The 25,123-nt window shown below is 66.7% G+C and carries 24 protein-coding genes; 16 read left to right on the top strand and 8 right to left on the bottom strand.

Annotation, left to right across the window (positions count from 1 at the left end; genetic code table 11):
• Positions 1 to 3: 3 nt before the first annotated feature.
• A complete protein-coding gene (locus tag C380_RS22060) occupies positions 4 to 1,653 on the bottom strand; it encodes a methyl-accepting chemotaxis protein (RefSeq protein ID WP_015016057.1) in 1,650 nt (549 codons plus the stop codon).
• 279 nt (positions 1,654 to 1,932) lie between these two features.
• A complete protein-coding gene (locus tag C380_RS22055) occupies positions 1,933 to 2,532 on the bottom strand; it encodes a chalcone isomerase family protein (RefSeq protein ID WP_015016056.1) in 600 nt (199 codons plus the stop codon).
• A 359-nt stretch (positions 2,533 to 2,891) separates the two neighbouring features.
• Between C380_RS22055 and trpE the strand changes: the two genes are divergently transcribed.
• The 9 genes from trpE (at position 2,892) to C380_RS22015 (ending at position 9,096) form a co-directional block, all read left to right on the top strand.
• Entirely contained in the window at positions 2,892 to 4,391 is a 1,500-nt protein-coding gene (gene trpE, locus C380_RS22050) for an anthranilate synthase component I (RefSeq protein ID WP_015016055.1), read from the top strand.
• Positions 4,388 to 4,735 carry a chorismate mutase gene (locus C380_RS22045; protein ID WP_015016054.1) on the top strand — a complete coding sequence of 116 codons (348 nt, stop codon included), beginning with the start codon at positions 4,388 to 4,390 and terminating at the stop codon, positions 4,733 to 4,735. Before trpE ends, C380_RS22045 begins: the two co-directional genes overlap by 4 nt.
• Positions 4,732 to 5,322 (top strand): aminodeoxychorismate/anthranilate synthase component II, encoded by a 591-nt coding sequence (locus tag C380_RS22040; protein ID WP_043565768.1) that lies wholly within the window; start codon positions 4,732 to 4,734, stop codon positions 5,320 to 5,322. The genes C380_RS22045 and C380_RS22040 overlap by 4 nt, the downstream gene beginning before the upstream one ends.
• A complete protein-coding gene (locus C380_RS22035; RefSeq protein WP_015016052.1) occupies positions 5,319 to 5,990 on the top strand; it encodes a LysE family translocator in 672 nt (223 codons plus the stop codon). Before C380_RS22040 ends, C380_RS22035 begins: the two co-directional genes overlap by 4 nt.
• A 17-nt stretch (positions 5,991 to 6,007) precedes the next feature.
• The gene (gene trpD, locus C380_RS22030; RefSeq protein ID WP_015016051.1) at positions 6,008 to 7,045 is read left to right on the top strand and encodes an anthranilate phosphoribosyltransferase; all 1,038 of its coding nucleotides are present in this window, start codon (positions 6,008 to 6,010) and stop codon (positions 7,043 to 7,045) included.
• A 20-nt stretch (positions 7,046 to 7,065) separates the two neighbouring features.
• Entirely contained in the window at positions 7,066 to 7,218 is a 153-nt protein-coding gene (locus C380_RS25375) for a hypothetical protein (protein ID WP_015016050.1), read from the top strand.
• Positions 7,208 to 8,011: an indole-3-glycerol phosphate synthase TrpC gene (gene trpC, locus C380_RS22025; RefSeq protein WP_015016049.1), complete on the top strand. Its 804-nt coding sequence runs from the start codon at positions 7,208 to 7,210 to the stop codon at positions 8,009 to 8,011. Before C380_RS25375 ends, trpC begins: the two co-directional genes overlap by 11 nt.
• Positions 8,012 to 8,081: 70 nt before the next feature.
• Entirely contained in the window at positions 8,082 to 8,798 is a 717-nt protein-coding gene (locus C380_RS22020) for a uracil-DNA glycosylase (protein WP_015016048.1), read from the top strand.
• 28 nt (positions 8,799 to 8,826) lie between these two features.
• Entirely contained in the window at positions 8,827 to 9,096 is a 270-nt protein-coding gene (locus C380_RS22015; RefSeq protein ID WP_015016047.1) for a DUF3253 domain-containing protein, read from the top strand.
• Between the two features lie 13 nt (positions 9,097 to 9,109).
• On the opposite strand, the gene C380_RS22010 is transcribed toward C380_RS22015, so the two are convergent.
• Positions 9,110 to 10,021 (bottom strand): LysR substrate-binding domain-containing protein, encoded by a 912-nt coding sequence (locus C380_RS22010; protein ID WP_015016046.1) that lies wholly within the window; start codon positions 10,019 to 10,021, stop codon positions 9,110 to 9,112.
• Between the two features lie 152 nt (positions 10,022 to 10,173).
• Here C380_RS22010 and C380_RS22005 point away from each other — a divergent pair, with 152 nt between their 5' ends.
• Complete coding sequence (locus C380_RS22005) at positions 10,174 to 11,157, top strand: tripartite tricarboxylate transporter substrate binding protein (RefSeq protein ID WP_015016045.1); 984 nt, start codon at positions 10,174 to 10,176, stop codon at positions 11,155 to 11,157.
• Between the two features lie 166 nt (positions 11,158 to 11,323).
• The gene (locus C380_RS22000; protein ID WP_015016044.1) at positions 11,324 to 12,925 is read left to right on the top strand and encodes a gamma-glutamyltransferase family protein; all 1,602 of its coding nucleotides are present in this window, start codon (positions 11,324 to 11,326) and stop codon (positions 12,923 to 12,925) included.
• 85 nt (positions 12,926 to 13,010) lie between these two features.
• On the opposite strand, the gene C380_RS21995 is transcribed toward C380_RS22000, so the two are convergent.
• From C380_RS21995 to C380_RS21980, 4 genes are all read right to left on the bottom strand, one after another.
• Entirely contained in the window at positions 13,011 to 13,916 is a 906-nt protein-coding gene (locus tag C380_RS21995; RefSeq protein ID WP_015016043.1) for a DMT family transporter, read from the bottom strand.
• On the bottom strand, positions 13,913 to 15,058 hold the full coding sequence (gene queA, locus C380_RS21990) for a tRNA preQ1(34) S-adenosylmethionine ribosyltransferase-isomerase QueA (RefSeq protein ID WP_015016042.1): 1,146 nt from the start codon (positions 15,056 to 15,058) through the stop codon (positions 13,913 to 13,915). Before queA ends, C380_RS21995 begins: the two co-directional genes overlap by 4 nt.
• 90 nt (positions 15,059 to 15,148) lie before the next feature.
• Complete coding sequence (locus C380_RS21985) at positions 15,149 to 16,114, bottom strand: 1-phosphofructokinase family hexose kinase (RefSeq protein WP_015016041.1); 966 nt, start codon at positions 16,112 to 16,114, stop codon at positions 15,149 to 15,151.
• A 3-nt stretch (positions 16,115 to 16,117) separates the two neighbouring features.
• On the bottom strand, positions 16,118 to 17,398 hold the full coding sequence (locus tag C380_RS21980) for an HD-GYP domain-containing protein (protein WP_015016040.1): 1,281 nt from the start codon (positions 17,396 to 17,398) through the stop codon (positions 16,118 to 16,120).
• Positions 17,399 to 17,509: 111 nt separating this feature from the next.
• Between C380_RS21980 and recG the strand changes: the two genes are divergently transcribed.
• The 5 genes from recG to C380_RS21955 all read left to right on the top strand — a co-directional run bounded on the left by recG (position 17,510) and on the right by C380_RS21955 (position 23,754).
• A complete protein-coding gene (recG, locus tag C380_RS21975) occupies positions 17,510 to 19,669 on the top strand; it encodes an ATP-dependent DNA helicase RecG (RefSeq protein ID WP_043565763.1) in 2,160 nt (719 codons plus the stop codon).
• 4 nt (positions 19,670 to 19,673) lie between these two features.
• Positions 19,674 to 20,639 (top strand): LysR substrate-binding domain-containing protein, encoded by a 966-nt coding sequence (locus tag C380_RS21970; RefSeq protein WP_015016038.1) that lies wholly within the window; start codon positions 19,674 to 19,676, stop codon positions 20,637 to 20,639.
• 149 nt (positions 20,640 to 20,788) lie between these two features.
• Entirely contained in the window at positions 20,789 to 22,525 is a 1,737-nt protein-coding gene (locus C380_RS21965; RefSeq protein WP_015016037.1) for a dipeptidase, read from the top strand.
• Between the two features lie 158 nt (positions 22,526 to 22,683).
• Positions 22,684 to 23,202 carry a Dps family protein gene (locus C380_RS21960; protein WP_015016036.1) on the top strand — a complete coding sequence of 173 codons (519 nt, stop codon included), beginning with the start codon at positions 22,684 to 22,686 and terminating at the stop codon, positions 23,200 to 23,202.
• A gap of 183 nt (positions 23,203 to 23,385) precedes the next feature.
• The gene (locus tag C380_RS21955) at positions 23,386 to 23,754 is read left to right on the top strand and encodes a response regulator (protein ID WP_015016035.1); all 369 of its coding nucleotides are present in this window, start codon (positions 23,386 to 23,388) and stop codon (positions 23,752 to 23,754) included.
• 224 nt (positions 23,755 to 23,978) lie between these two features.
• On the opposite strand, the gene C380_RS21950 is transcribed toward C380_RS21955, so the two are convergent.
• Positions 23,979 to 25,103: a hybrid sensor histidine kinase/response regulator gene (locus C380_RS21950; protein ID WP_015016034.1), complete on the bottom strand. Its 1,125-nt coding sequence runs from the start codon at positions 25,101 to 25,103 to the stop codon at positions 23,979 to 23,981.
• Between the last annotated feature and the right edge of the window lie 20 nt (positions 25,104 to 25,123).

Genomic DNA, 25,123 nt, shown 5'->3' with positions numbered 1-25,123 from the left:
CGTTCAGGCGGTCAGCTGGCGCGGCGCCACGTTGCGGTAGTCCAGACGCGACGCTGTGGGGGCACTGCTGCGCACTGGGGCGGGCGCGGAGCTGTTGTGGCGCGTGGCGTTGTCCGAAAGGCGGAACACCGCCACGGCATCCACCAGCTGGCCGGCCTGGGTTTTGAGGCTGTCGGCAGCTGCGGCGCTTTGTTCCACCAAGGCGGCGTTTTGCTGCGTGGCCTGGTCCATCTGCGTGATGGCTTCGCCGACTTGCGAGACGCCCTGGCTCTGTTCGCTGCTGGCGGCGCTGATTTCGCCCATGATGTCAGTCACGCGGCGGATGGCGCTGACCACCTCGGTCATGGTGGCGCCAGCCTTGTCCACCAGGGCCGTGCCACGCTCCACGCGTTCCACGCTGGTGCCAATCAGGCCCTTGATCTCCTTGGCGGCTTCGGCGCTGCGCTGGGCCAAGCTGCGTACTTCGCCCGCCACCACCGCAAAGCCCCGGCCCTGCTCGCCGGCACGCGCCGCTTCTACGGCTGCGTTCAGCGCCAGGATGTTGGTCTGGAAGGCGATCCCGTCGATCACGCTGATGATGTCGGCGATCTTGCGGCTGCTGTCGTTGATGCCCTTCATGGTGTCTACTACCTCGGCCACCACGTCGCCGCCCTGCTGGGCGACGGTGGATGCGCTCATGGCCAGCTGGTTGGCGGTGCGGGCGTTATCGGCGTTCTGGCGCACGGTGGAGCCCAGCTCTTCCATGGAGGCGGCGGTTTCTTCCAGTGCGCTGGCCTGCTGTTCGGTGCGGGCACTCAGGTCGTTGTTGCCCGATGCAATCTCGGCACTGGCCGTGGCCACGCCCTCGGCGCTGTAGCGCACGTTGCCCACGATGGTTGCCAGGCGTGATTGCATGGTCGACAACGCCTGTAGCAGCTGGCCGGTTTCATCGTTGCCACTGGCGGTGATGGGGTGGGTCAGGTCGCCATCGGCAATGCTTTCGGCGGCTTGCTGGCCTTGCTGCAAGGGGCGGACGATGGAGCGCGTGACCGTCAGACCCATCAGCGCGCCCAGCGCAACGGCCACCAGCGTGCCCACACCCAGCAGCACCTGGCTGGCCTTGGCCAGGGTGGAGGTGTCGGCCTGGCTTTCGGCCAGCTGGGCGGCCATGGTCTTGCGCAGGTCGTCGAGGGACTGGAGGTACTTGTCGGCCAGCGGGCGCAAGTCCTTGTCCACCAGGGCGGGCACGTTGGGCTCACCGCCGCGGTGCAGTTCCCGGATTTCGTTGAGCTTGTCGTTGTAGGCCTGACGGGCCGTGGCAATGGCAGCCAAAAGGCCCTTGGCCTTGTCGCCTTGCACCAACGCCTCGATGCGCTTGACCTTGGCTTCCATGCCCTTGGCCGTCGCCTGCGTGTCGGCGGTGAGCTTGTCCATGTAGTCGCGGTCAATGGCCTTGAGGAAGGCCTCGGTACGCACCCAGTTCAGGCGGATGTCCGACGCCCAGTCTTCCACCAGGGTTTGCTGCTCGATCTCCTGCGTGGCGACGCGCTCACTGGCACTTTGCAGGCTGGCGATGCGCCACATTCCGGTGGCCGCGATGAGGGCTGTGATGAGCAAGATGGCGCCGAAGGATGCGCTCAGGCGCAAGCCGACGGAAAGGTTGCTGAGTTTCATGGTGGTGTCTGGCGCGTAAGGGGGCTGGGGGCAGAAGGGGCGTTACAGACGGCTCGTTGCGGGGCGCGGATAGCGCACAAAGCTCGGTTCAGGCCGTGGCCTCGGGCGCTGCGGGTGTACGCAGCGGGAGGCCGGTTGTCGCGTTGTCAAAAAGGGCTGGAAAGGTTGGGCAATGGCTGGGGCGGGGACTGAGGCACAGGCTACTCCCGGGTAGGGGGCGCGTCTGTCGGGCGCGCGACAGCCTTTGCCGGGAGGGCGTGGGTGTTTGCCCTAGGACAACTAGGACGATGACTGGGCAGTCTTGCCCAGCAACGCGTCCTTGAGCTTCCAGTCCGCTGGCGCATTGCCCAGCCAGATACCCAGCAACGCGTTGAAGAACTCGGGTTCCTTGAAGGGCTCTCCCTGCGGCTTGCCCTTGACGGTGATGATGGTGCCGGTACCCGGAATCCAGTCGATCTGGAACTGGTCTCCCGCCACCAGCTTCTTGTGGTCCGAGAAGATCTGGCTCATGCGGAGCACGCCAGGAATGAGCTTGGAAAATGCCGCGCGGTCCATGTTGTCCTCCATGCCGCGCGAGAACAGCTTGCCCAGCTCGGTGGAGTCGATGTCGCGCAGCATGGTGATGCTCATGCGCTTGGGGCCCTTCTGGGCCATGACGTCGGCGGGTGTGCCGGCTTTCTTTTCGAGATAAAGCCCTGCCGTGTATACCTTGAACACCGCCTTGTAGCGCACCCCTGCGCCGTTGAGCTGCAGGGTGCTGCCGCTCAGGCTGGCGGTTTCTTCGTATTTCACGTCGGCCACGGTAATGGGCTGGGCAATGGCACTGGCTGCCAACAGGCAAGCTCCCGCCATCACAGCGCATCGCGTCAGGAATTTCATGCGCAGCTCCTAAAAAAGAACGGTCGTTCGTTTCAAATTGTTGCAGCGCTCCCTTCGGGCCGCAACAGGGTTTTCGAGCGGTTGTGCGATCTCGCGGTGGGTCGGTCAAATCGGCCCGCCAAAAAAGCTTTGCTACACTTTGGCCCATGTTCATTCACCACGTGTTCATCACAGGTTGCAGCGACCGGGGAGCCTGGCCCTGGCGTCAGCCTGTCGCTTTGAACGCCTGATGGCACCTGGGCAATCGCCCCAGCGTGCACCCGTGGCCCCACCCCGATGCGGTGAGGCCGATTGAATGGACCGTAGCGCCCCGCTTTCATGCACAGGGACACGCGCTGCGACAGCTGGGAGCCCTCCCCGTGATCACAGAACTTGAATTCAAAAGCCTGGCCAGCGAAGGCTACAACCGCATTCCGCTCATGGCAGAGGCCTTTGCGGACCTGGAAACCCCGCTCTCGCTCTATTTGAAGCTGGCGCATACCAAAGACGGCGGCAAGCATAGCTTTCTGCTCGAATCGGTGGTGGGCGGCGAGCGCTTCGGGCGTTACAGCTTCATCGGCCTGCCCGCCCGCACTCTGTTGCGTGCCTGCGGTTTCGGTGACCAGGCCAAGACCGAGGTGGTGACCGATGGCCAGGTGGTGGAGACCGCTGCGGGCAACCCGCTGGATTTCATTGCGGAGTACCAAAAGCGCTTCAAGGTGGCCCTGCGCCCCGGCCTGCCGCGCTTTTGCGGCGGCCTGGCGGGTTACTTTGGCTACGACGCGGTGCGCTACATCGAGAAAAAGCTCGAAACCACTTGCCCGCCCGACACCCTGGGTTGCCCCGACATCCTGCTGCTGCAGTGTGAGGAGCTGGCGGTCATCGACAACCTCTCGGGCAAGCTCTACCTCATCGTCTACGCCGACCCGGCCCAGCCCGAGGCCTACACCCGCGCCAAAAAACGCCTGCGTGAACTGAAAGAGCAGCTCAAGTATTCGGTGAGCGCCCCGGTGGTCAAGGCCACCGAAAGCCACCCCGCCCAGCGCGACTTTGCCAAGGCCGATTACCTGGCTGCCGTGCACCGCGCCAAGGAGCTGATCGCCGCCGGTGACTTCATGCAGGTGCAGGTGGGCCAGCGCATCCACAAGCGTTACACCGAGTCGCCCCTGTCGCTGTACCGCGCGCTGCGTTCGCTGAACCCATCGCCGTACATGTACTTCTACGACTTTGGTGACTTCCACGTGGTGGGCGCTAGCCCCGAGATCCTGGTGCGCCAGGAAAAGACCGACGAAGGCACCAAGGTCACCATCCGCCCCTTGGCCGGCACCCGCCCACGCGGCGCCACGCCCGAGAAGGACAAGGCCACCGAGGTCGAGCTCATCAACGACCCCAAGGAGCGCGCCGAGCACGTGATGCTCATCGACCTGGCGCGCAACGACATCGGCCGCATCGCCAAGACAGGCACCGTGAAGGTGACCGAGGCCTTTGCGGTGGAGCGCTACAGCCATGTGATGCACATCGTGAGCAACGTGGAAGGCATCCTGCACGACGGCATGACCAGCATGGACGTGCTCAAGGCCACCTTCCCTGCGGGCACGCTGACCGGCGCACCCAAGGTGCACGCCATGGAACTCATCGACCAGCTCGAACCCACCAAGCGCGGCCTGTACGGCGGCGCCTGTGGCTACCTGAGCTACGCAGGCGACATGGACGTGGCCATTGCCATTCGCACCGGCATCATCAAGAACGGCACGCTCTATGTGCAGGCGGCGGCTGGTGTGGTGGCCGATTCGGTGCCCGAGCTGGAGTGGAAAGAAACCGAGCACAAGGCCCGCGCACTGCTGCGCGCTGCAGAGTTGGTCGAGGAGGGGCTGGAATGACGACCCGCACCCCCCAAGCCATCGAGAAGGTCAAACCCTGCACCACCATGCAGGACGTGCGCCGCGAAGTGAACACGCTGGACGACGTGCTGGTGCCCCTGCTGGTGGAGCGCGTGGGCTACATGACCCAGGCTGCCGGCATCAAGCAAGGCGCAGAGCAGGTGCGCGATGAAGCGCGCATCGAAGCCATCGTGGCCCGCGTGCGCGAGCGTGCAACGGCCGAAGGCGGCGACGCCGACGTGATCGAAGCCATCTACCGCAGCCTCATGGAAGCCTGCATTGCCTATGAACACCGCGAGTTCGCCCGTCTGCGCGAGCCCGCCTTGGCCGGGAGCGCCGCATGACAACAAAACTCTTGATGGTCGATAACTACGACAGCTTCACTTACAACATCGTCCAGTACTTTGGTGAACTGGGCGCCGAGGTGGAGGTGTTCCGCAACGACGAGATCACAGTGGCCGAGATCGATGCGCGCCTGAATGCAGGTCAGCTCGATCGCCTGGTGATTTCGCCCGGTCCCTGTTCCCCCGCCGAGGCAGGCATCTCGGTCGCTGCAATCCAGCACTTTGCCGGCAAGCTGCCCATCCTGGGCGTGTGCCTGGGCCACCAGGCCATCGGTGCGGCTTTCGGCGGCACCGTCGTCCGCGCGCAGGAGTTGATGCACGGAAAAACCAGTGTTATCACCACCACGCAAAAGGGCGTGTTTGCGGGCTTGCCCGAAAAGTTCACGGTCAACCGCTACCACTCGCTCGCCATTGAGCGCGCCTCTTGTCCCGATGTGCTGGAGGTGACGGCCTGGACCGACGACGGCGAGATCATGGGTGTGCGCCACAAGACCCTGCCCATCGAAGGCGTGCAGTTCCACCCCGAAAGCATCCTCACCGAACATGGCCACGCCATGCTGAAGAACTTTCTGGAGCAGCGCGCATGAACTTCATCGACGCCCACCAGCTGGTGATGTTCATCGCCGCAGGCTGGTTGCTCAACCTCACGCCCGGGCCTGATGTGCTCTACATCGTGACCAACGCGCTCAAGTCCGGCACGCGCGCGGGCATCGTGGCGGGGCTGGGCATCACGGCCGGGTGCTTTGTACACATCTTTGCCGCCGCCGTGGGCGTGGGCGCATTGCTGGCCGCATCGGCCACCGCGTTTACCGTGCTCAAGTGGATCGGTGCCGCGTACCTGATGTGGATGGGTGTGCGCATGCTGCTGTCCAAGCCTTCCGCAGACGGTAGCAACAGCGCAGCGCTGGCGGCAGCCCAGGCGGCCCCTGCGCAGCACACGCCGCTCCGCAAAGTGTTCCTCGGTGGCTTCTGGACCAATGTGCTCAACCCCAAGGTCGCGATCTTCTTCCTGGCCTTTGTGCCGCAGTTCATCGCGCCGGGTGCGGACAACAAGGCGCTGGCCTTTGTGCTGCTGGGCGTGCTGTTCAACGTCAACGCCATCCCCGTCAACGTGGGCTGGGCGCTGGCCGCGTCGTGGATGGCGCGCCGCGCCGGGGTGATCCAGCGCGGCATGCACTGGCTGGACCGCGTGGCGGGTGCCATGTTCATCGGCTTCGGGCTCAAGCTGGCCTTCACGGACCAGCCCTCTGCATAAATACCAGGAGACATTCCATGCCCATTACCCCCCAGGAAGCGCTGCAGCGCACCATCGAGCACCGCGAAATCTTCCACGACGAGATGCTGCACCTGATGCGGCTCATCATGAATGGCGAACTCTCGCCGGTCATGACGGCGTCCATCATCACCGGCCTGCGTGTGAAGAAGGAAACCATCGGCGAGATCACCGCCGCCGCGCAGGTGATGCGCGAGTTCAGCACCAAGGTGCACGTCAAGGACGCGACCCACATGGTGGACATCGTGGGAACAGGCGGCGACGGTGCCAACACTTTCAACATCTCCACCTGCTCGATGTTCGTGGCCGCCGCCGCAGGCGCCAAGGTCAGCAAACATGGCGGGCGCGGCGTGTCGAGCAAAAGCGGCAGCGCTGATGTGATGGAAGCCCTGGGTATCCACATCAACCTCAAGCCCGAGCAGATCGCCCAGTGCATTGCCGACGTCGGCATCGGCTTCATGTTCGCGCCCAACCACCACCCCGCCATGAAGAATGTGGCGCCCGTGCGCAAGGAGCTGGGCGTGCGCACCATCTTCAACATCCTGGGCCCGCTCACCAACCCGGCCGGCGCACCCAACATCCTGATGGGCGTGTTCCACCCCGACCTCGTCGGTATCCAGGTGCGCGCACTGCAGCGCCTGGGCGCCGAGCATGCGCTGGTGGTGTACGGCCGCGACGGCATGGACGAAGTGAGCCTGGGCGCTGCCACGCTGGTGGGCGAGCTGAAAAACGGCCAGATCACCGAGTACGAAATCCACCCCGAGGACTTTGGCCTGCCGATGGCGAGCAACCGCGCGCTCAAGGTCGAAACGCCCGAGCAATCGCGTGAGATGCTGATCGGCGTACTCAAGGGCGAGCCCGGCGCCGCGCAAGACATCGTCTGCTTGAACGCAGGCGTGGCCCTGTACGCCGCCAATGTGGCCGACTCCATCCAATCCGGCATCGCCAAGGCACGTACCGCGATTGCCTCGGGCGCCGCGCTGGCCAAGCTGGAGCAGGTGGTCACGCGCACGCACGCGCTGGCCACAACGGCCTGATACGGCGGCCTGACCTGGCCATGTGGCATGACCCTGGCACCTGGATTGCACTGGGCGTCTCTGCCCTGTTCATCGTGGCAGGGGTCGTGATGCACCGTGTGTTCACCCGCATTCTGAAACAGGGCTCCGCCGAGCCCACCGAAACCGACAAGGCAGCCCACCATGAGCAGTGACATCCTCAACAAGATCGTGGCCGTCAAGCACGAAGAAGTGGCCGCCGCCAAAAAGCGCCTGCCCTTTGACGCCATGCGCGCCGACGCCGAGAGCCGCGTGCTCACGCGCGACTTTGAAGGCGCACTGCGCGCCAAGATCGCCAAGGGCCAGGCCGCCGTGATTGCCGAGGTCAAGAAAGCCAGCCCCAGCAAGGGCGTGCTGCGCGCCAATTTCGAGCCGGCCGACATCGCCCAGAGCTACATGGAAGGCGATGGCAAGGTCAGCGCGGCCTGCCTGTCGGTGCTGACCGACCGCCAGTTCTTCCAGGGCCAGCCCGACTACCTGAAGCAAGCCCGCGCTAGCACTACGCTGCCCGTGCTGCGCAAGGACTTCATGGTGGACGCGTACCAGATCTATGAATCGCGTGCCATGGGCGCCGACGCTGTGCTGCTGATCGCCGCCTGCCTGGACGATGCCCAGATGGCCGACTTTGAAGCCATCGCCCGCAGCCTGGACATGGCGGTGCTGGTGGAGGTGCACGACCGCGCCGAGCTGGAGCGCGCGCTGAAGCTCAAGACCCCGCTGGTCGGCATCAACAACCGCAACCTGCGCACGTTCGAGGTCACGCTGGACACAACACTGGGCATGCTCAAGGATGTGCCCGCTGACCGCCTGCTGGTCACCGAGTCGGGCATCCTGAAGCCTGCCGACGTGAAGACCATGCGCGACGCGGGCGTGCATGCCTTCCTGGTGGGCGAGGCCTTCATGCGCGCCGACGACCCCGGCCTGGCGCTGGCCAAGCTGTTTGCTTGACAGTGATCAATTGCTATGATTTTGATAGCTGTTGGCGCATATATCACATGCGCTATCAGTCTATTTCGCCATGAATCCCTCTGAAATGCCCACCACGCAACTCCAGACGGCCCAACCCACCGACTGGCCGGTAGCCCCGGGCTGGCAGCCCTTGGTGGACGCTTTTTTTGCCGGCGCGCGCGGGCAGGCACTGCTCGCGTTTTTGCAGGCACGGTTGCAGGCGGGGGCGGCGATTTTTCCGCCCCAGCCGCTGCGCGCGCTGGAGCTGACGCCGCCCGAGGAGGTGCGCGTGGTCATCCTCGGGCAGGACCCGTACCACGGCCGGGGCCAGGCCGAGGGGCTGGCGTTTTCTGTCGCGCCCGGCGTGCGCCTGCCGCCCTCGCTGCAGAACATCTTCAAGGAGATGCAGCGCGACCTGGGAGTGGCCTTCCCCCCCTTCCCGAACCCGGGCGGCAGCCTGGTCAAGTGGGCCAAAAACGGCGTGCTGCTGCTCAACACCTGCCTGACGGTCGAAGAGGGCCAGGCCGCCAGCCATGCAGGCAAAGGCTGGGAGGAGCTGACCGACACCGTCATCCGCCACGTGGCCGAGGGCCCGCGCCCGGTGGTGTTCATGCTCTGGGGCTCGCACGCCCAGTCCAAGCGGGCGTGGATTCCCGCCGACCGGGGGCACCTGGTGCTCACCTCCAACCACCCCTCGCCGCTGTCGGCGCTGCGCCCGCCGGTGCCCTTCATTGGCAACGGGCATTTTGGCAAGGCGCGGGATTTTCGCGCGCAGCACGGGTATTGAGCAGGGTTCGCAACACCACGAGTGCGCCATGACCGACGTAGACGTGGAAGCGCAGATCTTCGCCTTGCTCGCACAGCGCAAGCCGCACACGACGATCTGCCCGTCAGAGGTCGCCCGAGCTTTAGCTTCCGAGGGTGGCGCCTGGCGTCAGCACATGCCCCACGTCAGGCAGGTGGCGCAGGCTTTGGCACAGCAGCACCGCTTGCGCGTCACGCGCGGCGGTGTGCTGGTGGATGCCACGGCGCCCGGCGGCCCGATTCGCCTGGGACTCCCGGGTGATGACCCGCATAGCGAATAACCCACGACCAGGGCTACCATGGCTGCGGTAGCCGCTCCTTGAGTAGCTCCAGAAACGCCTGCGCCGCCACCGGCAGGCTGCGCCCGGCCAGGGTCTGGATCTCGATGTCGCGCAGGTCCATGCCAGGGTCGCTGATGGGCAGGGCAACGATGGCGCCTTCGGCCACCAGGTGGCGCACGGCGATCTCGCTGGCCACGGACAGGCCGCCGCCCAACTGTACAAAGTTGACCACCGTCTTGGCGTGGTTGCTGATGAGCACGGCTTCGAGCTGCAGGCCCTGGCGGCTGCAGACGATGTCGATCATCTGGCGCACCGTGGTTTCGGCCGGGGGCAGGGCCAGCGGGTACCCGGCCATCTGCGCCAGGGTCACGCTGCCTGCGCTGGCCAGTGGGTGGCCCGGGGGCAGCAGGGCCAGCACCGGCGCGCTCTGGCGGTAGGCCACGTCGATGTCTTTGTGCGGTGCGCGGCTGAAGCACAGGCCGATGTCGGCGGCGCCGCTGCGCACGGCGTCGGGCACCTGGGCCGTGGGCAAGGCGATCACGCTGAACTGCACTCCTGCGTACGTGCGCTGGAACTCTACGCACAGGCGCGGCACCAGCTCGTTCGCAAACGCATCCGATGTGGCCAGGCGCACCTGCCCCGCACGCAGGCCCTGCAGCGCGCCGATCTCGCCCAGCGCGCGCTCGGCGTCCAGCAACGTGCGGCGCGCGTGCACCGCCAGGATCTCGCCCGCCGCCGTCAGCACCATGCCGCGCGGGTGGCGCTCAAAGAGGGGCGTGCCCAGCTGGGCCTCCAGCCCCGCGATCTGGCGGCTCAGTGCCGAGGCGGCCACATGCAGCCGGGCCGAAGCCTCGGTGAGCGATCCACTCTGCGCCACGGCCAGAAAGTAGCGCAGGGTGGTGTCTTGCAGCAGGTGGGGACGCATGGAGGAAGGGGCGGAGAGGGAGGTGTTCAGTATGCGCCGGTTTGCCGTGGTGGCAAAGCAGCTTGCTGAAATGCTGGTGGTCAAGCAAGGCGCAGCTTCCTAAGATGGTTCCATCCTTTGTTGTGTCCGATTTCTTTGCGGGAGTGCTCTGTATGCGTCTACTTTCCTGGGGCCGTGGTGTCTGGGGCCTGGCCGGCCTGCTGGTGCTGGCATCTGCCGCGCAGGCACAAGCCAACTGGCCAGACCGCCCCGTGCGGGTGATCGTGCCCTTCCCAGCCAGCGGCGCGACCGACCTGGTGGCCCGCGTGGTCACCCAGCGCGTCGCGGCCGACCTGGGGCAGCAACTGGTGGTGGACAACAAGCCCGGCGCGGGCGGCACCCTGGGCACGGCCGAGGCGGCCAAGGCCGCACCCGACGGCTACACGCTGCTGCTGACCACCAGCAGCACGCATGCCATCTCGCCCCACCTGATGCCCAAGCTGGCCTACGACCCGCGCAAAGACTTCACGCCCGTGGCCCATGTGGCCGACGCACCCAGCGTGCTGCTGGTCACCAACAGCCTGCCGGTCAAGACCGTGGGCGAACTGATTGCCTATGCCAAGGCGCATCCCGGCAAGCTCAACTACGCCACCAGCGGCAACGGCACCATCGTGCACCTGAACACGGCCGCCTTCAGCGCCCAGGCGGGTGTGGAGATGACCCACATCCCCTACAAGGGCACGGCCCTGGCCATCCCTGACCTGATTGCCGGGCAGACGCATGTGCTGTTTGACTCGCTGCCCACCGGCATGCCCCACGCCAAGGCCGGCCGCCTGCGCGCCATCGCGGTGACCAGCGAAAAGCGCAGCACCCTGGCGCCCGAGCTGCCCACGCTGGCTGAGTCCGGCCTGCCCGGTTATTCGTCGGTGACCTGGTTCGGGGTGTACCTGCCTGCAGGCGCATCGCCCGCGCTGGTCGAGAAGGTGCACAAGGCCTTCGCCAAGGCCGTGCAGGCGCCCGAAGTGGCCGAGAGCCTGGCCAAGTTGGGCGTGGAGCCTGCTGCACCGCGCACGCCCGCGCAGTTTGGTGCCATGGTGCAGGCGGACAGCAATCGCTGGGCCACCGTCATTCGCCAACACAAAATAACCCTGGAGTGACATCCCCCTGAGCGGCTTTGCCGCTTCCCCCTTCCCGAATGGCGTTGCCATTCGGGAAGGGGGACGACGCCCTCGGTGCGGGGCGGCCCTTCCTCGGCGTCCCTCGCTTTGCGCCGCGCCGGTTTCATGCAGCCCGCCCTGTGCGGGGCAACAGAGTCAGAACGCTATGAATACCCCATCCCTCGACTGGTCCCTTCCCTACGCCTCCAACCGCAGCGCGGTCATGGGCCGCAATGTGGTTTCCACTTCGCAGCCGCTGGCCGCACAGGCGGGCCTGCGCATGCTGCTGGCAGGTGGCAACGCGGTGGATGCCGCCATTGCCGCCGCCATGGCGCTCACGGTGGTGGAGCCCACGGGCTGCGGGCTGGGCAGCGACGGGTTTGCCATCGTGTGGGATGGCAAGGAGCTGCACGGCCTCAATGCTTCGGGCCGCTCGCCTGCGGCGTGGACGCCTGAATACTTCGAGAAGCTGGGCGGCATTCCAGAGACGGGCTGGAACGCCGTCACCGTGCCGGGCGCCGTGTCGGCCTGGGTGGCGCTGTCCAAGCGCCTGGGCAAGCTGCCGTTTGCGCAGCTGGCGCAGCCCGCCATCGATTACGCGCGCAATGGCTTTCCGGTGTCGCCCACCATCGCCCGCCTGTGGGCGCTGGGCGCGGCCAAGCTGGGCACGCAGCCCGGGTTTGCCGAGTGCTTCATGCCGAATGGTCGGGTGCCAAAGGCGGGTGAAGTCTTTCGCAGTGAAGCCCATGCGCGCACGCTGGAGCTGATTGCCGAAACGGAGGGCGAAGCCTTCTACCGCGGCGTGATTGCCGAACGCATCGCCGCCCATGCGCAAGCCAACGGCGGCGCGATGACGATGGCCGACCTGGCCGCGCACCAAGCCGACTGGGTGGGCACCATCCAGCAGCGGTTTGGTGACTCGGTCATTCACGAGATTCCGCCCAACGGCCAGGGCATTGCCGCGCTGATGGCGCTGGGCATGCTCGACGCACATGGCATTGGCAAGCACCCGCTGGACGACGTGGAAACCGTGCACGCCAGCATCGAGGCCATGAAGCTCGCGTTTGCCGACCTGCACCAGTACAACGCCGACATCGACGCCATGCCGGTGAAGCCGGATGCGCTGCTGCACCCCGACTACCTGCGCAGCCGCGCCGCGCTGATCGACACCACGCGCGCTGGCGACCCTGGCTACGGCGCGCCCCGCCCCGGCGGCACGGTGTACCTGGCGGCGGCCGATGCGTCCGGCATGATGGTCTCGTTCATCCAGTCCAACTACATGGGCTTTGGCTCGGGCGTGGTGGTGCCGGGCACGGGCATCAGCCTGCAGAACCGGGGCCACGGCTTCAACCTGATTCCGGGTCACGCCAACCAGGTGGCGCCGCGCAAGCGCCCCTCGCACACCATCATCCCGGCCTTTGCCATGCATGCCGATGGCACGCCGCAGATGGCCTTTGGTGTGATGGGCGGCCCCATGCAAAGCCAGGGCCACACCCAGATGGCGCTGCGCGTGCTGCGCTACGGCCAGAACCCGCAGGCCGCGGCCGATGCGCCCCGCTGGCGCGTGACGGGGGGCAAGGGCGTGGCGGTGGAGCCAGGCTTTGACCCTGCTGTGGTCGCCGCGTTGCGCGCACGCGGGCACGAGGTGACGGTGGAAGAGGGCAACGGCGTGTTCGCCTTTGGTGGCGCCCAGCTGGTGCTGAAGAACGGCAACAGCTACATCGCAGGTTCGGACCCGCGCAAGGACGGGCACGCGGTGGCGTTCTGATCCATGCCGCAGGTAGCGGGCTTGTTGCTATTGAATGTATAGCTGTTCGGGCATATTACACTAGCGCTACCGGTTGTTTTGGCGCTTAACGTGTCTCGCGCACGGTCAGCCACGCGCTGGCCGCACCGCTGAGCACAATGGCCGCAATACCCGCCATGGACCACGCATCGGGCACATGGCGGTACACCAGCCAGCCCGCCAGCATGGCAAACCCGATCTGCGAATACAGAAACGGCGCAATCGTCACCGGCGTGGTGCGTGCATAGGCGTTGAGCAGCAGCATGTGTCCCACCGCGCTCGACAGGCCCATGGTGAACATGCCGGCCCACAGCCACGGGTCGCTCACCGGCTGCCAGAAGAACGGCACGCCCAGCGACACCAGCGCGGTGGCGATCCAGCTGGTGTAGAGCTGCGTGGTGGCGGGGCTCTCCTGGCCCGCCATCTTGCTGCTCAGCACCTGGTAGCCCGTGCCTGCAGCCAGCATGCACAGCGGCCACAGCAGCGCCCAGGTGAAGGCTTCGCCTCCGGGCCGGATGATGGCGAGCGTGCCCGCCAGCCCAGTTACCACCAGCAGCCAGCGCACCACGCTGACGGGCTGGTGCAGCCACAGCGCCGCCACCACCGTCACACATAAGGGCACCGTCGCCACGATGGCCGTGAACTCCGCCAGCGGCAGGGTCGTGAGGCTGATGAAGCCGAACAGGCTGGTCATGGCGAACAGCGCGCCCCGCAGGGCCTGGAAGCGGGGCTGTGTGGTGCGCAGCGCCGAGCGCCCCGCGCGCTGCAGCACAAAGGCCGTGGTCAGCAGCGACTGGAACACGTAGCGCATCCACAGCGCCATGACGATGGGCACGCCCACGCTGACCAGCTTGCTCGCGGTGTCCAGCAAGGCAAAGAACGCGCAGGCCATCACGGCCAGCGCGATGCCTGCCAGCGCCGCACGCCGGCGGGCCGCAGGGCTGGTCGACAACGCAGGGCCTGGGGGGCTCACGGCGTGCTGCGTGCGCGTTCCAGCAGCATCGCGTCGCCATAGCTGAAGAAGCGGTACTGCTGCGCAATCGCGTGCCGGTACAGGCCCATGATGTGGGCGTAGCCCGCAAACGCGCTCACCAGCATCATCAGCGTGCTCTTGGGCAGGTGGAAGTTGGTGATGAGCACATCCACCACCTGGAACGCAAAGCCCGGCGTGATGAAGATGTTGGTGTCGCCCGAGGCCTGACCGGTCTTCGCCCACGACTCCAGCGTACGCACGGTGGTGGTGCCCACGGCCACCACGCGGCCGCCGCGCTGGCGGCAGCGCTCCAGCGCGGCCAGCGTGGCCAACGGAATCTCGTACCACTCGCTGTGCATCTGGTGTTCGGCCAGGTTCTCGGTCTTGCAGGGCTGGAAGGTGCCTGCGCCCACATGCAGCGTGACGCTGGCGCGCTCGATGCCGCGCGCAGCCAAGTCGGCCAGCACGCCTTCGTCAAAGTGCAGCGCGGCGGTGGGGGCGGCCACGGCACCGGGCTTGCTGGCAAACACGGTCTGGTAGCGCTGGCTGTCTTCGGCCTCGTCGGGGTCGTGGTCGCTGTTCTGGTGGCGCTCGATGTAGGGCGGCAGCGGGATGTGGCCGTGGCGGTCCATCAGCTCCCAGGGCGATTCGCCCGCCGGGCCGTGCAGCGCAAAGCGGAACAGCGGACCGTCTTCAGTGGGCCAGCGGCCCAGCAGCTGGGCGTCAAAGCCACCGGCCTGGCGGCCACCGGCCATGTGCACCACGCTGCCGGGCAGGGGTTTCTTGCTGACCTTCATGTGGGCCACGACTTCGTTACCCGGGTTGCCCGCCTCGGCGGGCAGCACGCGCTCGATCAGCAACTCCAGCTTGCCGCCACTGGCCTTCTCGCCAAAGATGCGCGCCTTGACCACGCGCGTGTCGTTGAAGACCAGCAAATCGCCTTCGCGCAGCAGGCCGGGCAGCTCGCGAAAGATGCGGTCCACCGGCTGCATGGCGCGGCCGTCGAGCAGGCGCGATGCGCTGCGCTCGGGCGCGGGGTGCTGGGCAATGAGTTCGGGGGGCAGCGAAAAGTCGAAGTCGCTGAGGGTGAACACGCGGGGAGCGTGGGGCGCGCTGGCTGCGCCGGAGGAAAGATCAGTCATCGTGCTTGAGGGCCGAACGGGCCCGTGCCAAGGTAAAAATTGCGGAAGGTGCGATTGTCCCACGGGGCTGTTGGCCCTGCAGGCGGGGTGCTATGGCTGGATGTTGAATGCCACTGGTGCGGGCACGCTGCGCACCAGCCGCTGCACATCACCAGCCTGTGCCAGGGTGGTGCCCGGGTGCAGCAGCGCGGCGGCGCCTGCGGCCACGCCCCAGCGCAGCGCCTCGGCAGGCGCATCGCCCCGGTCCAGCGCCCAGACCAGCGCGGCGAGAAAGCAGTCGCCCGCGCCCGTGGTGCCGGTGGTGGCGGGCACGTTGAGGGCGGGGGCTTGCCATACGCCCTCCCGCGTGGCCAGCACCGCGCCTTGTTCGCCCACCGACAGGGCCACGGTGTCGGCCGCGCCGCTGTGCACAAGCGACTGGGCGGCCGTGCACCAGTCGGCGGCGTGCTCCAGCGGCTGCTGCAACAGGTCGCGCAGCTCGCGCAGGCTGGGTTTGACCAGCCCCACCCCGGCTTTCAATGCCGCCGCCAGCGGCGGGCCTGAGGTGTCAACGGCCACCCGCACGCCCTGGCCGGATACAGCGGATACAGCGCGTACCAGCTGGGCATAGAAGTCGTCGGGCGTGCCAGGCGGCAGGCTGCCGCTGGCAATGAGCCAGCGGGGTGGTGGGGCGTGGGTTGCCAGCGCATCCAGGCAGGCCTGCCAGTCGCTGGCCTGCAGCGTGGGGCCGGGCAGCACAAACCGAAACTCCTGGCCCGTGGTGGTCTCGACCACTGAAAAGTTCTCGCGCGTGTCGCCCGCAATGCGCTGCAGCTGCGTGGGCACGCCCTCGCCGGCCAGCAGCTGTTGCACCTGGGCGCCCGCCGCGCCGCCCGCCAGTGCCCAGGCGCACACATCCGCGCCCAGGCGGTGCAGCACCCGCGCCACGTTGATGCCACCGCCGCCCGCAAACCGACGCACCGGGCCGCAGCGCAGCTTGTGCGTGGGGGCCACGTGGTCGGTGGTGGTCGCCAGGTCGAGGGCGGGGTTGAGCGTCAGCGTGATCAGTGCGGGCATGGGCTACCAGACCTTGTCGGAGAAGCCGGACCACAGCTCGTCCAGGTCGGGAAAGCGCCACCTCTCGGGGTCTTCGCGTGCCACGATCTTCTCGTTGCAGTCCGGGGCAGCCAGGTTCACCACCTCGGGCGGAATGCGCAGGTCGGACTTGGTGGAGAAGAACACCTTGACGATGGGAGTGGTGAGCGCGGTGGGCGATTGTTCCGTCACGATCCCGATGCGGCCCGAGGTCAGCCGCACCAGCGAGCCCACGGGGTAGATGCCGATGCTTTTGACAAACGCCTGAAAGATGCGTGCGTCAAAGTGGTCCCTGGTCCACTCGGCCATGCGGCGCAGCGATTCGGCCGGGTCCCAGCCGCGCTTGTAGGGCCGGTCGGAGGTGATGGCGTCGTACACGTCGCAGATGGCGGTCATGCGGGCGATCACGCTGATGCCTTCGCCCGCCAGCTTGTCGGGGTAGCCCGATCCGTCCACCTTTTCGTGGTGGTGCAGGCAGGCGTCCAGCACCGCATCGGGCACGTTGCCACCCTCCTTGAGCATGTGAAAGCCCTCCACCGGGTGGCTGCGCACCACGGTGAACTCCTGGTCGGTGAGCTTGCCGGGCTTGTTGAGCACGGCCAGCGGAATGGCCGCTTTGCCCAGGTCGTGCAGCAGGCCCGCCATGCCGGCGAGCCGCTGCTGGTCTTCCTTGAGCTTGAGCTGCTTGGCCAGCGCCACCATGAGCGCGCACACGGCCACCGAGTGCATGTAGGTGTAGTCGTCGGCCGTCTTCAGCCGCGCCAGGCTGATGAGCGCGCCGGGGTTGCGGGTAACGGAGTCCGAAATCTCCTCCACCAGGCTTTGGGCGCCCGCAGAATCCACCGCCCGGCCCATGCGGGCCTCGTTGAACATGGACACCACGGCTTCTTTGGATTTCACGCAGATGGCGGCGGCCATCTTGAGTTCGCTGTGCATGTCGACCGGTTTGCGGTCGCGCTTGGGGGGCGGGGGGGGCGACGGCAGCTTGACCTTGACCGGGGGCAGCTCTTCCAGGCGGCTGAAGTCGGTTTCGATCTGCGCATCCACCTCTTCGCGGGACATCGATGCGGTGCCTGCTGCCACGTCCAGGCCTTTGTCGGTATCGATCCAGATTTCCTGGATGGCCGTGGCCTGGATGCGGGCGAGGTCCTTGGGGTCCTTGAGCAGGAACTTGGCCCGCCAGAAGGGGTGATCCATCCACGAGCCACAAAACTCGTGCAGGTACATGCCCAGGGTGAGGTGTTGGATGTGGATGCGCTTGAGCATGGCAGAAACCCGGGACTCGAAAACACGCCCTGGTCAGGCGTGAGCAATAGTAACCATGGTAGCCTTTTCGGGCTGCCATCTCCGCTCGTTTTCCCTAGCAAATTGCTCTCCATGCCCGCTGCCGCCCCAGCCCCCGCCAAAGCCCCTGCACGCACCGCCGCCCCGGCAGCGCGGGGCCAGGGCGCGGCCTCGGTCGCGCAGAAGGCGTTGCAAAAGCTGGGCCTGCGCCGCGACATTGACCTGGCCCTGCACCTGCCCCTGCGCTACGAGGACGAAACCCGCATCACCCCGTTGGCCAACGCGCGGGACGGGCAGACGGTGCAGATCGAGGCCACAGTCACGGCCTGCGAGGTGCAACTGCGCCCCCGCCGCCAGTTGCTGGTGCAGGTGGAGGACGACACCGGCAGTTGCGAGCTGCGCTTCTTCAGCTTTTACCCGTCGCACCAGAAGACCCTGGCCGTGGGAAACCGGCTGCGCATCCGGGGCGAGGTCAAGGGTGGCTTCTGGGGGCGGCAGATGCTGCACCCCGCATTTCGCCTGGCCGGGGGGGAACTGCCCGCCGCGCTCACGCCTGTGTACCCCACCACCGCCGGGCTGCCCCAGCCTTACCTGCGCCGCGCCGTGGTCAGTGCCCTGACCCGGGTGGACTTGTCGGACACGCTGCCGCCGGGTGCAGAGCCGCCCTGGGCGCGGTTTTATGGTCAAAATGGCCTGCATCGCGCATTCAGCTTGCGCGAGGCGCTCACATTTTTGCACCACCCCACACCCGACGTGGCGCTGTCCACGCTGGAGGACCACAGCCACCCCGCCTGGCAGCGCCTGAAGGCTGAAGAACTGCTGGCCCAGCAGTTGTCCCAACAGCAATCGCGGCGCGAACGCGACATGCTGCGTGCACCTGTGCTGCGGCCCCGGCCCGGTGCGGAGGGCGCCTTGCCCTTGCACGAACAGCTGATGGCCGTGCTGCCGTTCGACCTGACGGCCGCCCAGCGCCGGGTGGGGGAAGAGATCGCCGCCGATCTGGCCCGCCAGGTGCCCATGCACCGCCTGCTGCAGGGCGATGTGGGATCGGGCAAGACCGTGGTGTCGGCCCTGGCCGCCTGCCTGGCCATGGATGCGGGCTGGCAATGTGCGCTGATGGCACCCACCGAAATCCTGGCCGAGCAGCACTTCGCCAAGATGATCGGCTGGCTGGAGCCGCTGCTGGCGCAGCACGGCCGCAAGGTGGCCTGGCTGGTGGGCGGGCAAAAAAAGAAGGACCGCACCGCCATGCTGGCCCTGGTGGCCAGCGGTGAGGCCGCGCTGGTGGTGGGCACGCACGCCGTGATCCAGGAACAGGTGCAGTTCAAGAACCTGGCGCTGGCCATCATCGACGAGCAGCACCGCTTTGGCGTGGCGCAGCGGCTGGCCTTGCGACAAAAGCTCGCAGCCCATGGCATGGAGCCGCACATGCTGATGATGAGCGCCACGCCCATCCCGCGCACCCTGGCGATGAGCTACTACGCCGACCTCGATGTGTCCGTCATCGACGAGCTGCCCCCCGGCCGCACCCCCATCGTCACCAAGCTGATCGCCGACAGCCGCAAGGACGAGGTGATCGAGCGCATCGGCGCGCAGGTGGAGGCCGGGCGGCAGGTGTACTGGGTCTGCCCGCTGATCGAAGAGAGCGAGGCGCTGGACCTCTCCAACGCCACCGCCACGCACGCCGACCTGAGCGAGGCGCTGCCCGGCGTGATGGTCGGCCTGCTGCACTCGCGCATGCCCACGGCCGAGAAGAAGGCCGTGATGGCGCTGTTCACCAGCGGCCAGATGGGCGTGCTGGTCAGCACCACCGTGATCGAAGTGGGGGTGGATGTGCCCAACGCATCGCTCATGGTCATCGAGCATGCCGAGCGTTTTGGCCTCTCCCAGCTGCACCAGCTGCGCGGCCGGGTGGGGCGCGGCGCGGCGGCATCGGCCTGTGTGCTGCTGTACGCCACCAACGACAGCGGCCGCGTGGGCGAAACGGCTAAAGAGCGCCTGCGCGCCATGGCCGAGACCAACGACGGCTTCGAGATCGCCCGGCGCGACCTGGAAATCCGCGGCCCCGGCGAGTTTCTGGGCGCGCGCCAGTCGGGCGATGCGCTGCTGCGTTTTGCCGACCTGGCCACCGACACCCATCTGCTGGAATGGGCGCGCGAACTGGCGCCGCAGATGCTGGACCGGTATCCTGACCTGGCCGCCAAACACGTGGCGCGCTGGTTGGGTGGAAAATCGGACTATCTCAAGGCATGACACCATGACCCTCACCGAACTCAAGTACATCGTTGCGGTGGCCCGCGAGAAGCACTTCGGCCATGCGGCCGATGCCTGCTATGTATCGCAACCCACGCTCTCGGTGGCCATCAAGAAGCTGGAAGAAGAGCTGGACGTGAAGCTGTTCGAGCGCAGCGCGGGCGAGGTGACGGTGACGCCGCTGGGCGAAGACATCGTGCGCCAGGCGCAGAGCGTGCTGGAGCAGGCAGCGGCCATCAAGGAAATCGCCAAGCGCGGCAAGGACCCGCTGGCCGGGCCGCTCACGCTGGGCGTGATCTACACCATCGGCCCCTATCTGCTGCCCGAACTGGTGCGCCAGTCCATCACGCGCACCCCGCAGATGCCGCTGATGCTGCAGGAGAACTTCACCGTCAAGCTCCTGGAGATGCTGCGCACGGGCGAGATCGACTGCGCCATCCTGGCCGAGCCCTTCCCCGACACTGGCCTGGCCATGGCGCCGCTGTATGACGAGCCTTTCATGGCGGCTGTGCCCAGCACGCACCCGCTGGCATCCAGGAAGTCGGTCACGGCGGCCGAGTTGAAGAACGAAACCATGCTGCTGCTGGGCGCAGGCCATTGCTTTCGCGACCACGTGCTGGAGGTGTGCCCAGAGTTCGCCCGCTTTGCGAGCAACGCCGAGGGCATCCGCAAGTCGTTCGAGGGCTCTTCGCTGGAGACCATCAAGCACATGGTGGCCGCTGGCATGGGCGTGACTCTGGTGCCGCGCCTGTCGGTGCCGCGCGATGCGCTGCTCACCGTGTCGCGCCGCCGCAAAAGCGACGAGACCTATATCCGCTATCTGCCCATCCGCGAGGAAGACGGCAGCCCGCCGCCCATGCGCCGCGTGGTGCTGGCCTGGCGTCGCAGCTTCACCCGTTATGAAGCCATTGCGGCCCTGCGCAATGCCATCTATGCGTGTGAACTGCCGGGCGTGACGCGACTGTCCTGACCGCGTCAGCACTCTGATTCGCGGCGGGGGATCGGCGCTACACTCGCGCCGCCCCTGCGCAGGTCCATCCGGTCTGGGCAGGCGATGCTCCCTCCACGGCACCCTCCGCCCATCGGCGGTCGGTGCCCTTGCCCCCACAAGAGGTTCCTATGAAGACGCTTTGGCTTACCGCCACGCTGGCCGCTGCCCTGACGGCATGCTCCACCCCCGCCACTCCGCCTGCCACCCAGACGCTGAAGAAGCCCGCACTCGACCGCATTGCGGCGGCGCCTGCGGCAGCAACGGCGGCGGACTTCCGCCAGTTCCTGGCGCTGGCCGCGCAGATGCAGCCGCAGCTGCAAACCGCCGTGTCGGCGTATCTGGCCCACAAGCCCCTGGCGGGCGATGACCTGGTCAACATCAGCCGCCTGCTGGGCCTGCACAACCGGCTGCGCAACCAGGCGGCGGTGATCGACGCCACCGCGAAGATGGTGGCCATTCCCACCGTGCGCGCCGACAAGGTGCCGCCGCATGAAGACAAACACACCATTGCGTTTGGCGCCCTGGTAGAGGGCATGGCCAAGGACTTTGGCCTGCAGTACCGCAATGTGGACAACCGCATCTTTGAGGTGAAGCTGCCCGGCAGCGGCCCTGAGGAGTTCGGCATCCTCACACACGCCGACGTGGTGCCCGTGGTGGCCGACGAATGGGTGCTGGACGACGGCACCCGGCTCGACCCCTTCAAGCTGACCCGCGTGGGCGGCAACCTGTATGGCCGGGGCTCCATCGACGACAAGGGCTCCATCGCCACCGTGCTGTTCGCGATGAAGGCCGTGAAGGACAGCGGCCTGCCGCTGGCGCGCACCATCCGCCTGATGATCGAGACCACCGAAGAAACCGGCGGCGACGCGATGAATTACTACCGCGCCAAGACCGCGCTGCCCGAGTACAACATCGTGCTCGACAGCAAGTACCCGGCCGTGGTGGCCGAAAAGGGATCGGGCGCACTGCGCGCCTCCTTCCCGCTGTCACCGGCTGCCAACCCGGGCGCTACGGCCATCACCGCCATGGCGGGTGCTGCATCGGCCAACGCTGTGCCCCAGACGGCCACCGCCCGCCTGCAGGGCGGCAACCTGGCCGACGTGGCTGCGCGGCTGAACGCGGCGAAGGGCGCCTTTGTCGCCAAGTACCAGCCGCAAGGCGGCGCATTCAGCATCGACGTGGCGCAGGACGGCGGCGCGGTGGTGGTGAAGGTCACGGGCGCTTCGGCCCACGGATCGCGCCCCGAAGAAGGCGTGAACCCCCTGCCGCGCCTGGCGCTGTTCCTGAAGGAGTCGGGCCTTGCGCTGGCACCCAACGGCTACGCGCAGGCCGTGCGCTACCTGACCGACCTCTACGGCACCGACTACCTGGGGCGCACGATGGGCCTGGCCTACAGCGACGACTTCATGGGCCCGCTCACGATGTCGCCCAACCTCATCCGTGAAAAGGACGGCAAGGTCGATGTGCTGGTGAACGTGCGCATGCCCCGTGGCAGCACGCCTGAGGCGCTCACGCAGGCTACGTCGGCCAAGATCAAGGCCTGGGGCGGCCAGGCCGGTGTGGCGGTGGAAGTGGATCACCAGCAGGGCAACTGGATGGCGCGCGACCCCAAGGGCGCCTGGCTGGCCACGCTGCTCAACACCTTTGGCGACACCACCGGCCTCGAAGCCAAGCCCGTGCCCACGGCCGGCAGCACCACCGCCAAGCTGATGCCTAACGCCATCAACTTCGGCCCTGCCATGCCTGGCAAGAAGTACACGGCCCACAACGCCAAGGAGTTCAAGGAAGTGGCGGACCTGGATGCCGACATACAGATGTTCACCGAGATGCTGGTGCGCATCGGCAACTTGCCGAAGATGCAATAAACCAGCCGACCGGGGGGGGCGCCCGCGCTGGTTTCTTGACCCTGGTCCAAGGCATCGGCCTTGGCTGACACAGGGGCGCTGCGGCTTGCGCTACAGTGTTCGAGGACCCCGCACGGCGCGGGGTGTTTCATGTTTTCCGCACGGAAGGAACCTCCCCCATGGCCAAAGCTCCTGGCAAAGCCGCATCCGGCAAAACCTCTGCCCCCAGCATCAACATCGGCATCAGCGACAAAGACCGCGCTGCCATCGCCCAGGGCCTGTCGCGCCTGCTGGCTGACACCTACACGCTGTACTTGACGACCCACAACTTCCACTGGAACGTGACGGGTCCGATGTTCAACACCTTGCACACCATGTTCATGGCGCAGTACACCGAACTGTGGAACGCGGTGGACCCGATTGCCGAGCGCATCCGCTCGCTGGGTCATGTGGCACCGGGCTCTTATGCCGAGTTTGGCAAGCTGGCCACCGTGCCTGACGCACCGGCCAAGCCGCCCAAGGCGATGGATATGGTGCGCGTGCTGGTCGAGGGCCATGAGGCCGTGGCCCGCACCGCGCGCAGCCTGTTCCCCCTGGCCGACAAGGCCAGCGACGAGCCCACGGCCGACCTGCTGACGCAGCGCCTCACGGTGCACGAGCAGACGGCGTGGATGCTGCGTTCGCTGCTGGAAGAATAAAAAGGCCCTTGATCCCGCCTGCGTCGCCCGAAGTCTGGCGTGGCCAGCGCGGGCGCAGGGGCACCAGGGTGCAAAAGGGCGCCTTGTCCTACATGGCGCAGCACTCCTGCCTGCACATGATGCGGGTTTGGGCCATGTCCTCTCTTTGCTGGGTGGCACGGCGGATCAACCCCCCTCTGATGTATGCGAATCCTGTACGTTGAAGACCATCCGGAGCTGCGCGAGACCATTGGCATGCTCATGGAAGGTGAAGGCCGGACGGTCACGCCCTGCGCCTCTGCCGAGGAGGCGCTGGCTTTGGATGCTGGCGATCCCTTTGACGTGCTGGTGACTGATGTCAGCCTGCCCGGCCTTTCGGGCACGGACCTGGCCCGCCAGCTCCTGGCGGACGACCCGCAGCGCTGGGTGGTGCTGTGCTCCGGCTACGAACTGGGGAGCCATCCAACCCAATGGGGGCCGAATGTGCGTGTTCTGCTCAAGCCTTTCGAGCTGGAAGAGCTGGAGCAACTCCTGACTTCCATTCATACCGCGCTGGCTGCAGCCGCCGGTTAAGAGCGGCTCACAAAACTCTTCTGGCGTTGTTGCTGGGTCTTGTCGTACTGCTCGTACTGCCTGCAACACAGCGCCTGGCCAGAACCGCTTCGCTGAGTTTTGCTAGCCGCTCTAAGTCTGGCGGGCGGCCACCGCTTGCGTTTCCCGCTTTCCTCTTGTCTTCTTCTCCCATCGCGCCTCCCTAGACCCTGAGGGTTTGGGGCGTGGGATGGGGCTGCGCTGTGTCAGTTGCGGGGGCTGCGTGCGGGCGCGTGGCGTGGCAACGTCACCCGAAAGCTCGTCACATCGTTGTGTGACCGGGCCTCGATGGTTCCATGGTGGGCCCGCACGATTTGGTGCGCAATGAACAACCCCAGCCCCAGCCCCTGGTGGCGGCCGGGCTCGCGCTCACCGCCCCGGAACGGGTCAAACAGATGTGGCAGTAGCCCCGGGGGAATGGTGCCGCCGTTGGACACCGTGATGCTCACCTCCTCCGGGCGGGAACCGTCCACCGCAATGCGCACCGGGTGGTCGGCGCTGCCATGGTGCAGGGCGTTGCCCACCAGGTTGGTGATCACCTGGCACAGGCGCTCGGCGTCCCAGGTGCCGGCCAGATCCCCTGCGAGCGTGGAGTCGATGGGGCGCTCCGGGTGGCTGGTCGCCACCTCGTCCAGCGTGCGCTGCACCAGCGTTTGCATGTGGGCAGGGCCCAGTTGCAGGGCCAAGCCGCCCGCCTGGCGGATGCGGGTCACGTCCAGCAGGTCTTCGATCATGTGGCCCATGCGCTGGCTCGCGCCAAGAACGCGGTCGGCCATCAGGGCGGTCTTGTCGGGTGATGGCTGACGCTTGAGTACGGAGGCCGCAGCGACGATGGACTGCAGCGGTGTGCGCAGGTCGTGGCTCAGCACCGCCATAAACATCTCGTTGATGCGCAAGGCCTCAGTGCGCGCGCGCAGCTCGTGCGCCAGCGCCTGCTTGCGCCGGTGCAGTTCAAAGAACACGCTCGCCTTGTTGGTGAGCATGTGCGGGTCGATGGGTTTGTAGAGAAAGTCCACCGCCCCGCTCTCGTACCCCCGGAACTGCCAGTTCTGCTCGCGTGAGCCCGCTGTCATGAAGATGAGCGGGATGTGCCGGGTGCGCTCGCTGCCCCGGATCAGTTCCGCCAGCTCGAAGCCGTTCATTTCGGGCATCTGCACGTCCAGCAAGGCCAGGGCCACATCGTCGTGGGCCAGCAGCAGTTCCAGGGCCTCGGGGCCCGACTGGGCCTTGAGGATGTCCAGCCCGTCGCGTTGCAGCAGCGCCTCCAGGGCGATGAGGTTTTCCTCGACATCGTCAACGAGCAGGCATTTGGTGCGGTCGGTCTGGGGCATGGCGGTGGGGAGGGTGGGAG

Source organism: Acidovorax sp. KKS102 (assembly GCF_000302535.1).
Classification (GTDB): domain Bacteria; phylum Pseudomonadota; class Gammaproteobacteria; order Burkholderiales; family Burkholderiaceae_C; genus Acidovorax.
This window is presented reverse-complemented; position numbering and strand designations above follow the sequence as displayed.

What these genes read in the sequence shown, in the direction of transcription:
- C380_RS22060 (WP_015016057.1), bottom strand. Translation starts at nt 1,653, where the DNA reads ATGAAACTCAGCAACCTTTCCGTCGGCTTGCGCCTGAGCGCATCCTTC.
- C380_RS22055 (WP_015016056.1), bottom strand. Translation starts at nt 2,532, where the DNA reads ATGAAATTCCTGACGCGATGCGCTGTGATGGCGGGAGCTTGCCTGTTG.
- C380_RS22045 (WP_015016054.1), top strand. Translation starts at nt 4,388, where the DNA reads ATGACGACCCGCACCCCCCAAGCCATCGAGAAGGTCAAACCCTGCACC.
- C380_RS22040 (WP_043565768.1), top strand. Translation starts at nt 4,732, where the DNA reads ATGACAACAAAACTCTTGATGGTCGATAACTACGACAGCTTCACTTAC.
- C380_RS22035 (WP_015016052.1), top strand. Translation starts at nt 5,319, where the DNA reads ATGAACTTCATCGACGCCCACCAGCTGGTGATGTTCATCGCCGCAGGC.
- trpD (WP_015016051.1), top strand. Translation starts at nt 6,008, where the DNA reads ATGCCCATTACCCCCCAGGAAGCGCTGCAGCGCACCATCGAGCACCGC.
- C380_RS25375 (WP_015016050.1), top strand. Translation starts at nt 7,066, where the DNA reads ATGTGGCATGACCCTGGCACCTGGATTGCACTGGGCGTCTCTGCCCTG.
- trpC (WP_015016049.1), top strand. Translation starts at nt 7,208, where the DNA reads ATGAGCAGTGACATCCTCAACAAGATCGTGGCCGTCAAGCACGAAGAA.
- C380_RS22020 (WP_015016048.1), top strand. Translation starts at nt 8,082, where the DNA reads ATGAATCCCTCTGAAATGCCCACCACGCAACTCCAGACGGCCCAACCC.
- C380_RS22015 (WP_015016047.1), top strand. Translation starts at nt 8,827, where the DNA reads ATGACCGACGTAGACGTGGAAGCGCAGATCTTCGCCTTGCTCGCACAG.
- C380_RS22010 (WP_015016046.1), bottom strand. Translation starts at nt 10,021, where the DNA reads ATGCGTCCCCACCTGCTGCAAGACACCACCCTGCGCTACTTTCTGGCC.
- C380_RS22005 (WP_015016045.1), top strand. Translation starts at nt 10,174, where the DNA reads ATGCGTCTACTTTCCTGGGGCCGTGGTGTCTGGGGCCTGGCCGGCCTG.
- C380_RS22000 (WP_015016044.1), top strand. Translation starts at nt 11,324, where the DNA reads ATGAATACCCCATCCCTCGACTGGTCCCTTCCCTACGCCTCCAACCGC.
- queA (WP_015016042.1), bottom strand. Translation starts at nt 15,058, where the DNA reads ATGACTGATCTTTCCTCCGGCGCAGCCAGCGCGCCCCACGCTCCCCGC.
- C380_RS21985 (WP_015016041.1), bottom strand. Translation starts at nt 16,114, where the DNA reads ATGCCCGCACTGATCACGCTGACGCTCAACCCCGCCCTCGACCTGGCG.
- C380_RS21980 (WP_015016040.1), bottom strand. Translation starts at nt 17,398, where the DNA reads ATGCTCAAGCGCATCCACATCCAACACCTCACCCTGGGCATGTACCTG.
- recG (WP_043565763.1), top strand. Translation starts at nt 17,510, where the DNA reads ATGCCCGCTGCCGCCCCAGCCCCCGCCAAAGCCCCTGCACGCACCGCC.
- C380_RS21970 (WP_015016038.1), top strand. Translation starts at nt 19,674, where the DNA reads ATGACCCTCACCGAACTCAAGTACATCGTTGCGGTGGCCCGCGAGAAG.
- C380_RS21965 (WP_015016037.1), top strand. Translation starts at nt 20,789, where the DNA reads ATGAAGACGCTTTGGCTTACCGCCACGCTGGCCGCTGCCCTGACGGCA.
- C380_RS21960 (WP_015016036.1), top strand. Translation starts at nt 22,684, where the DNA reads ATGGCCAAAGCTCCTGGCAAAGCCGCATCCGGCAAAACCTCTGCCCCC.
- C380_RS21955 (WP_015016035.1), top strand. Translation starts at nt 23,386, where the DNA reads ATGCGAATCCTGTACGTTGAAGACCATCCGGAGCTGCGCGAGACCATT.
- C380_RS21950 (WP_015016034.1), bottom strand. Translation starts at nt 25,103, where the DNA reads ATGCCCCAGACCGACCGCACCAAATGCCTGCTCGTTGACGATGTCGAG.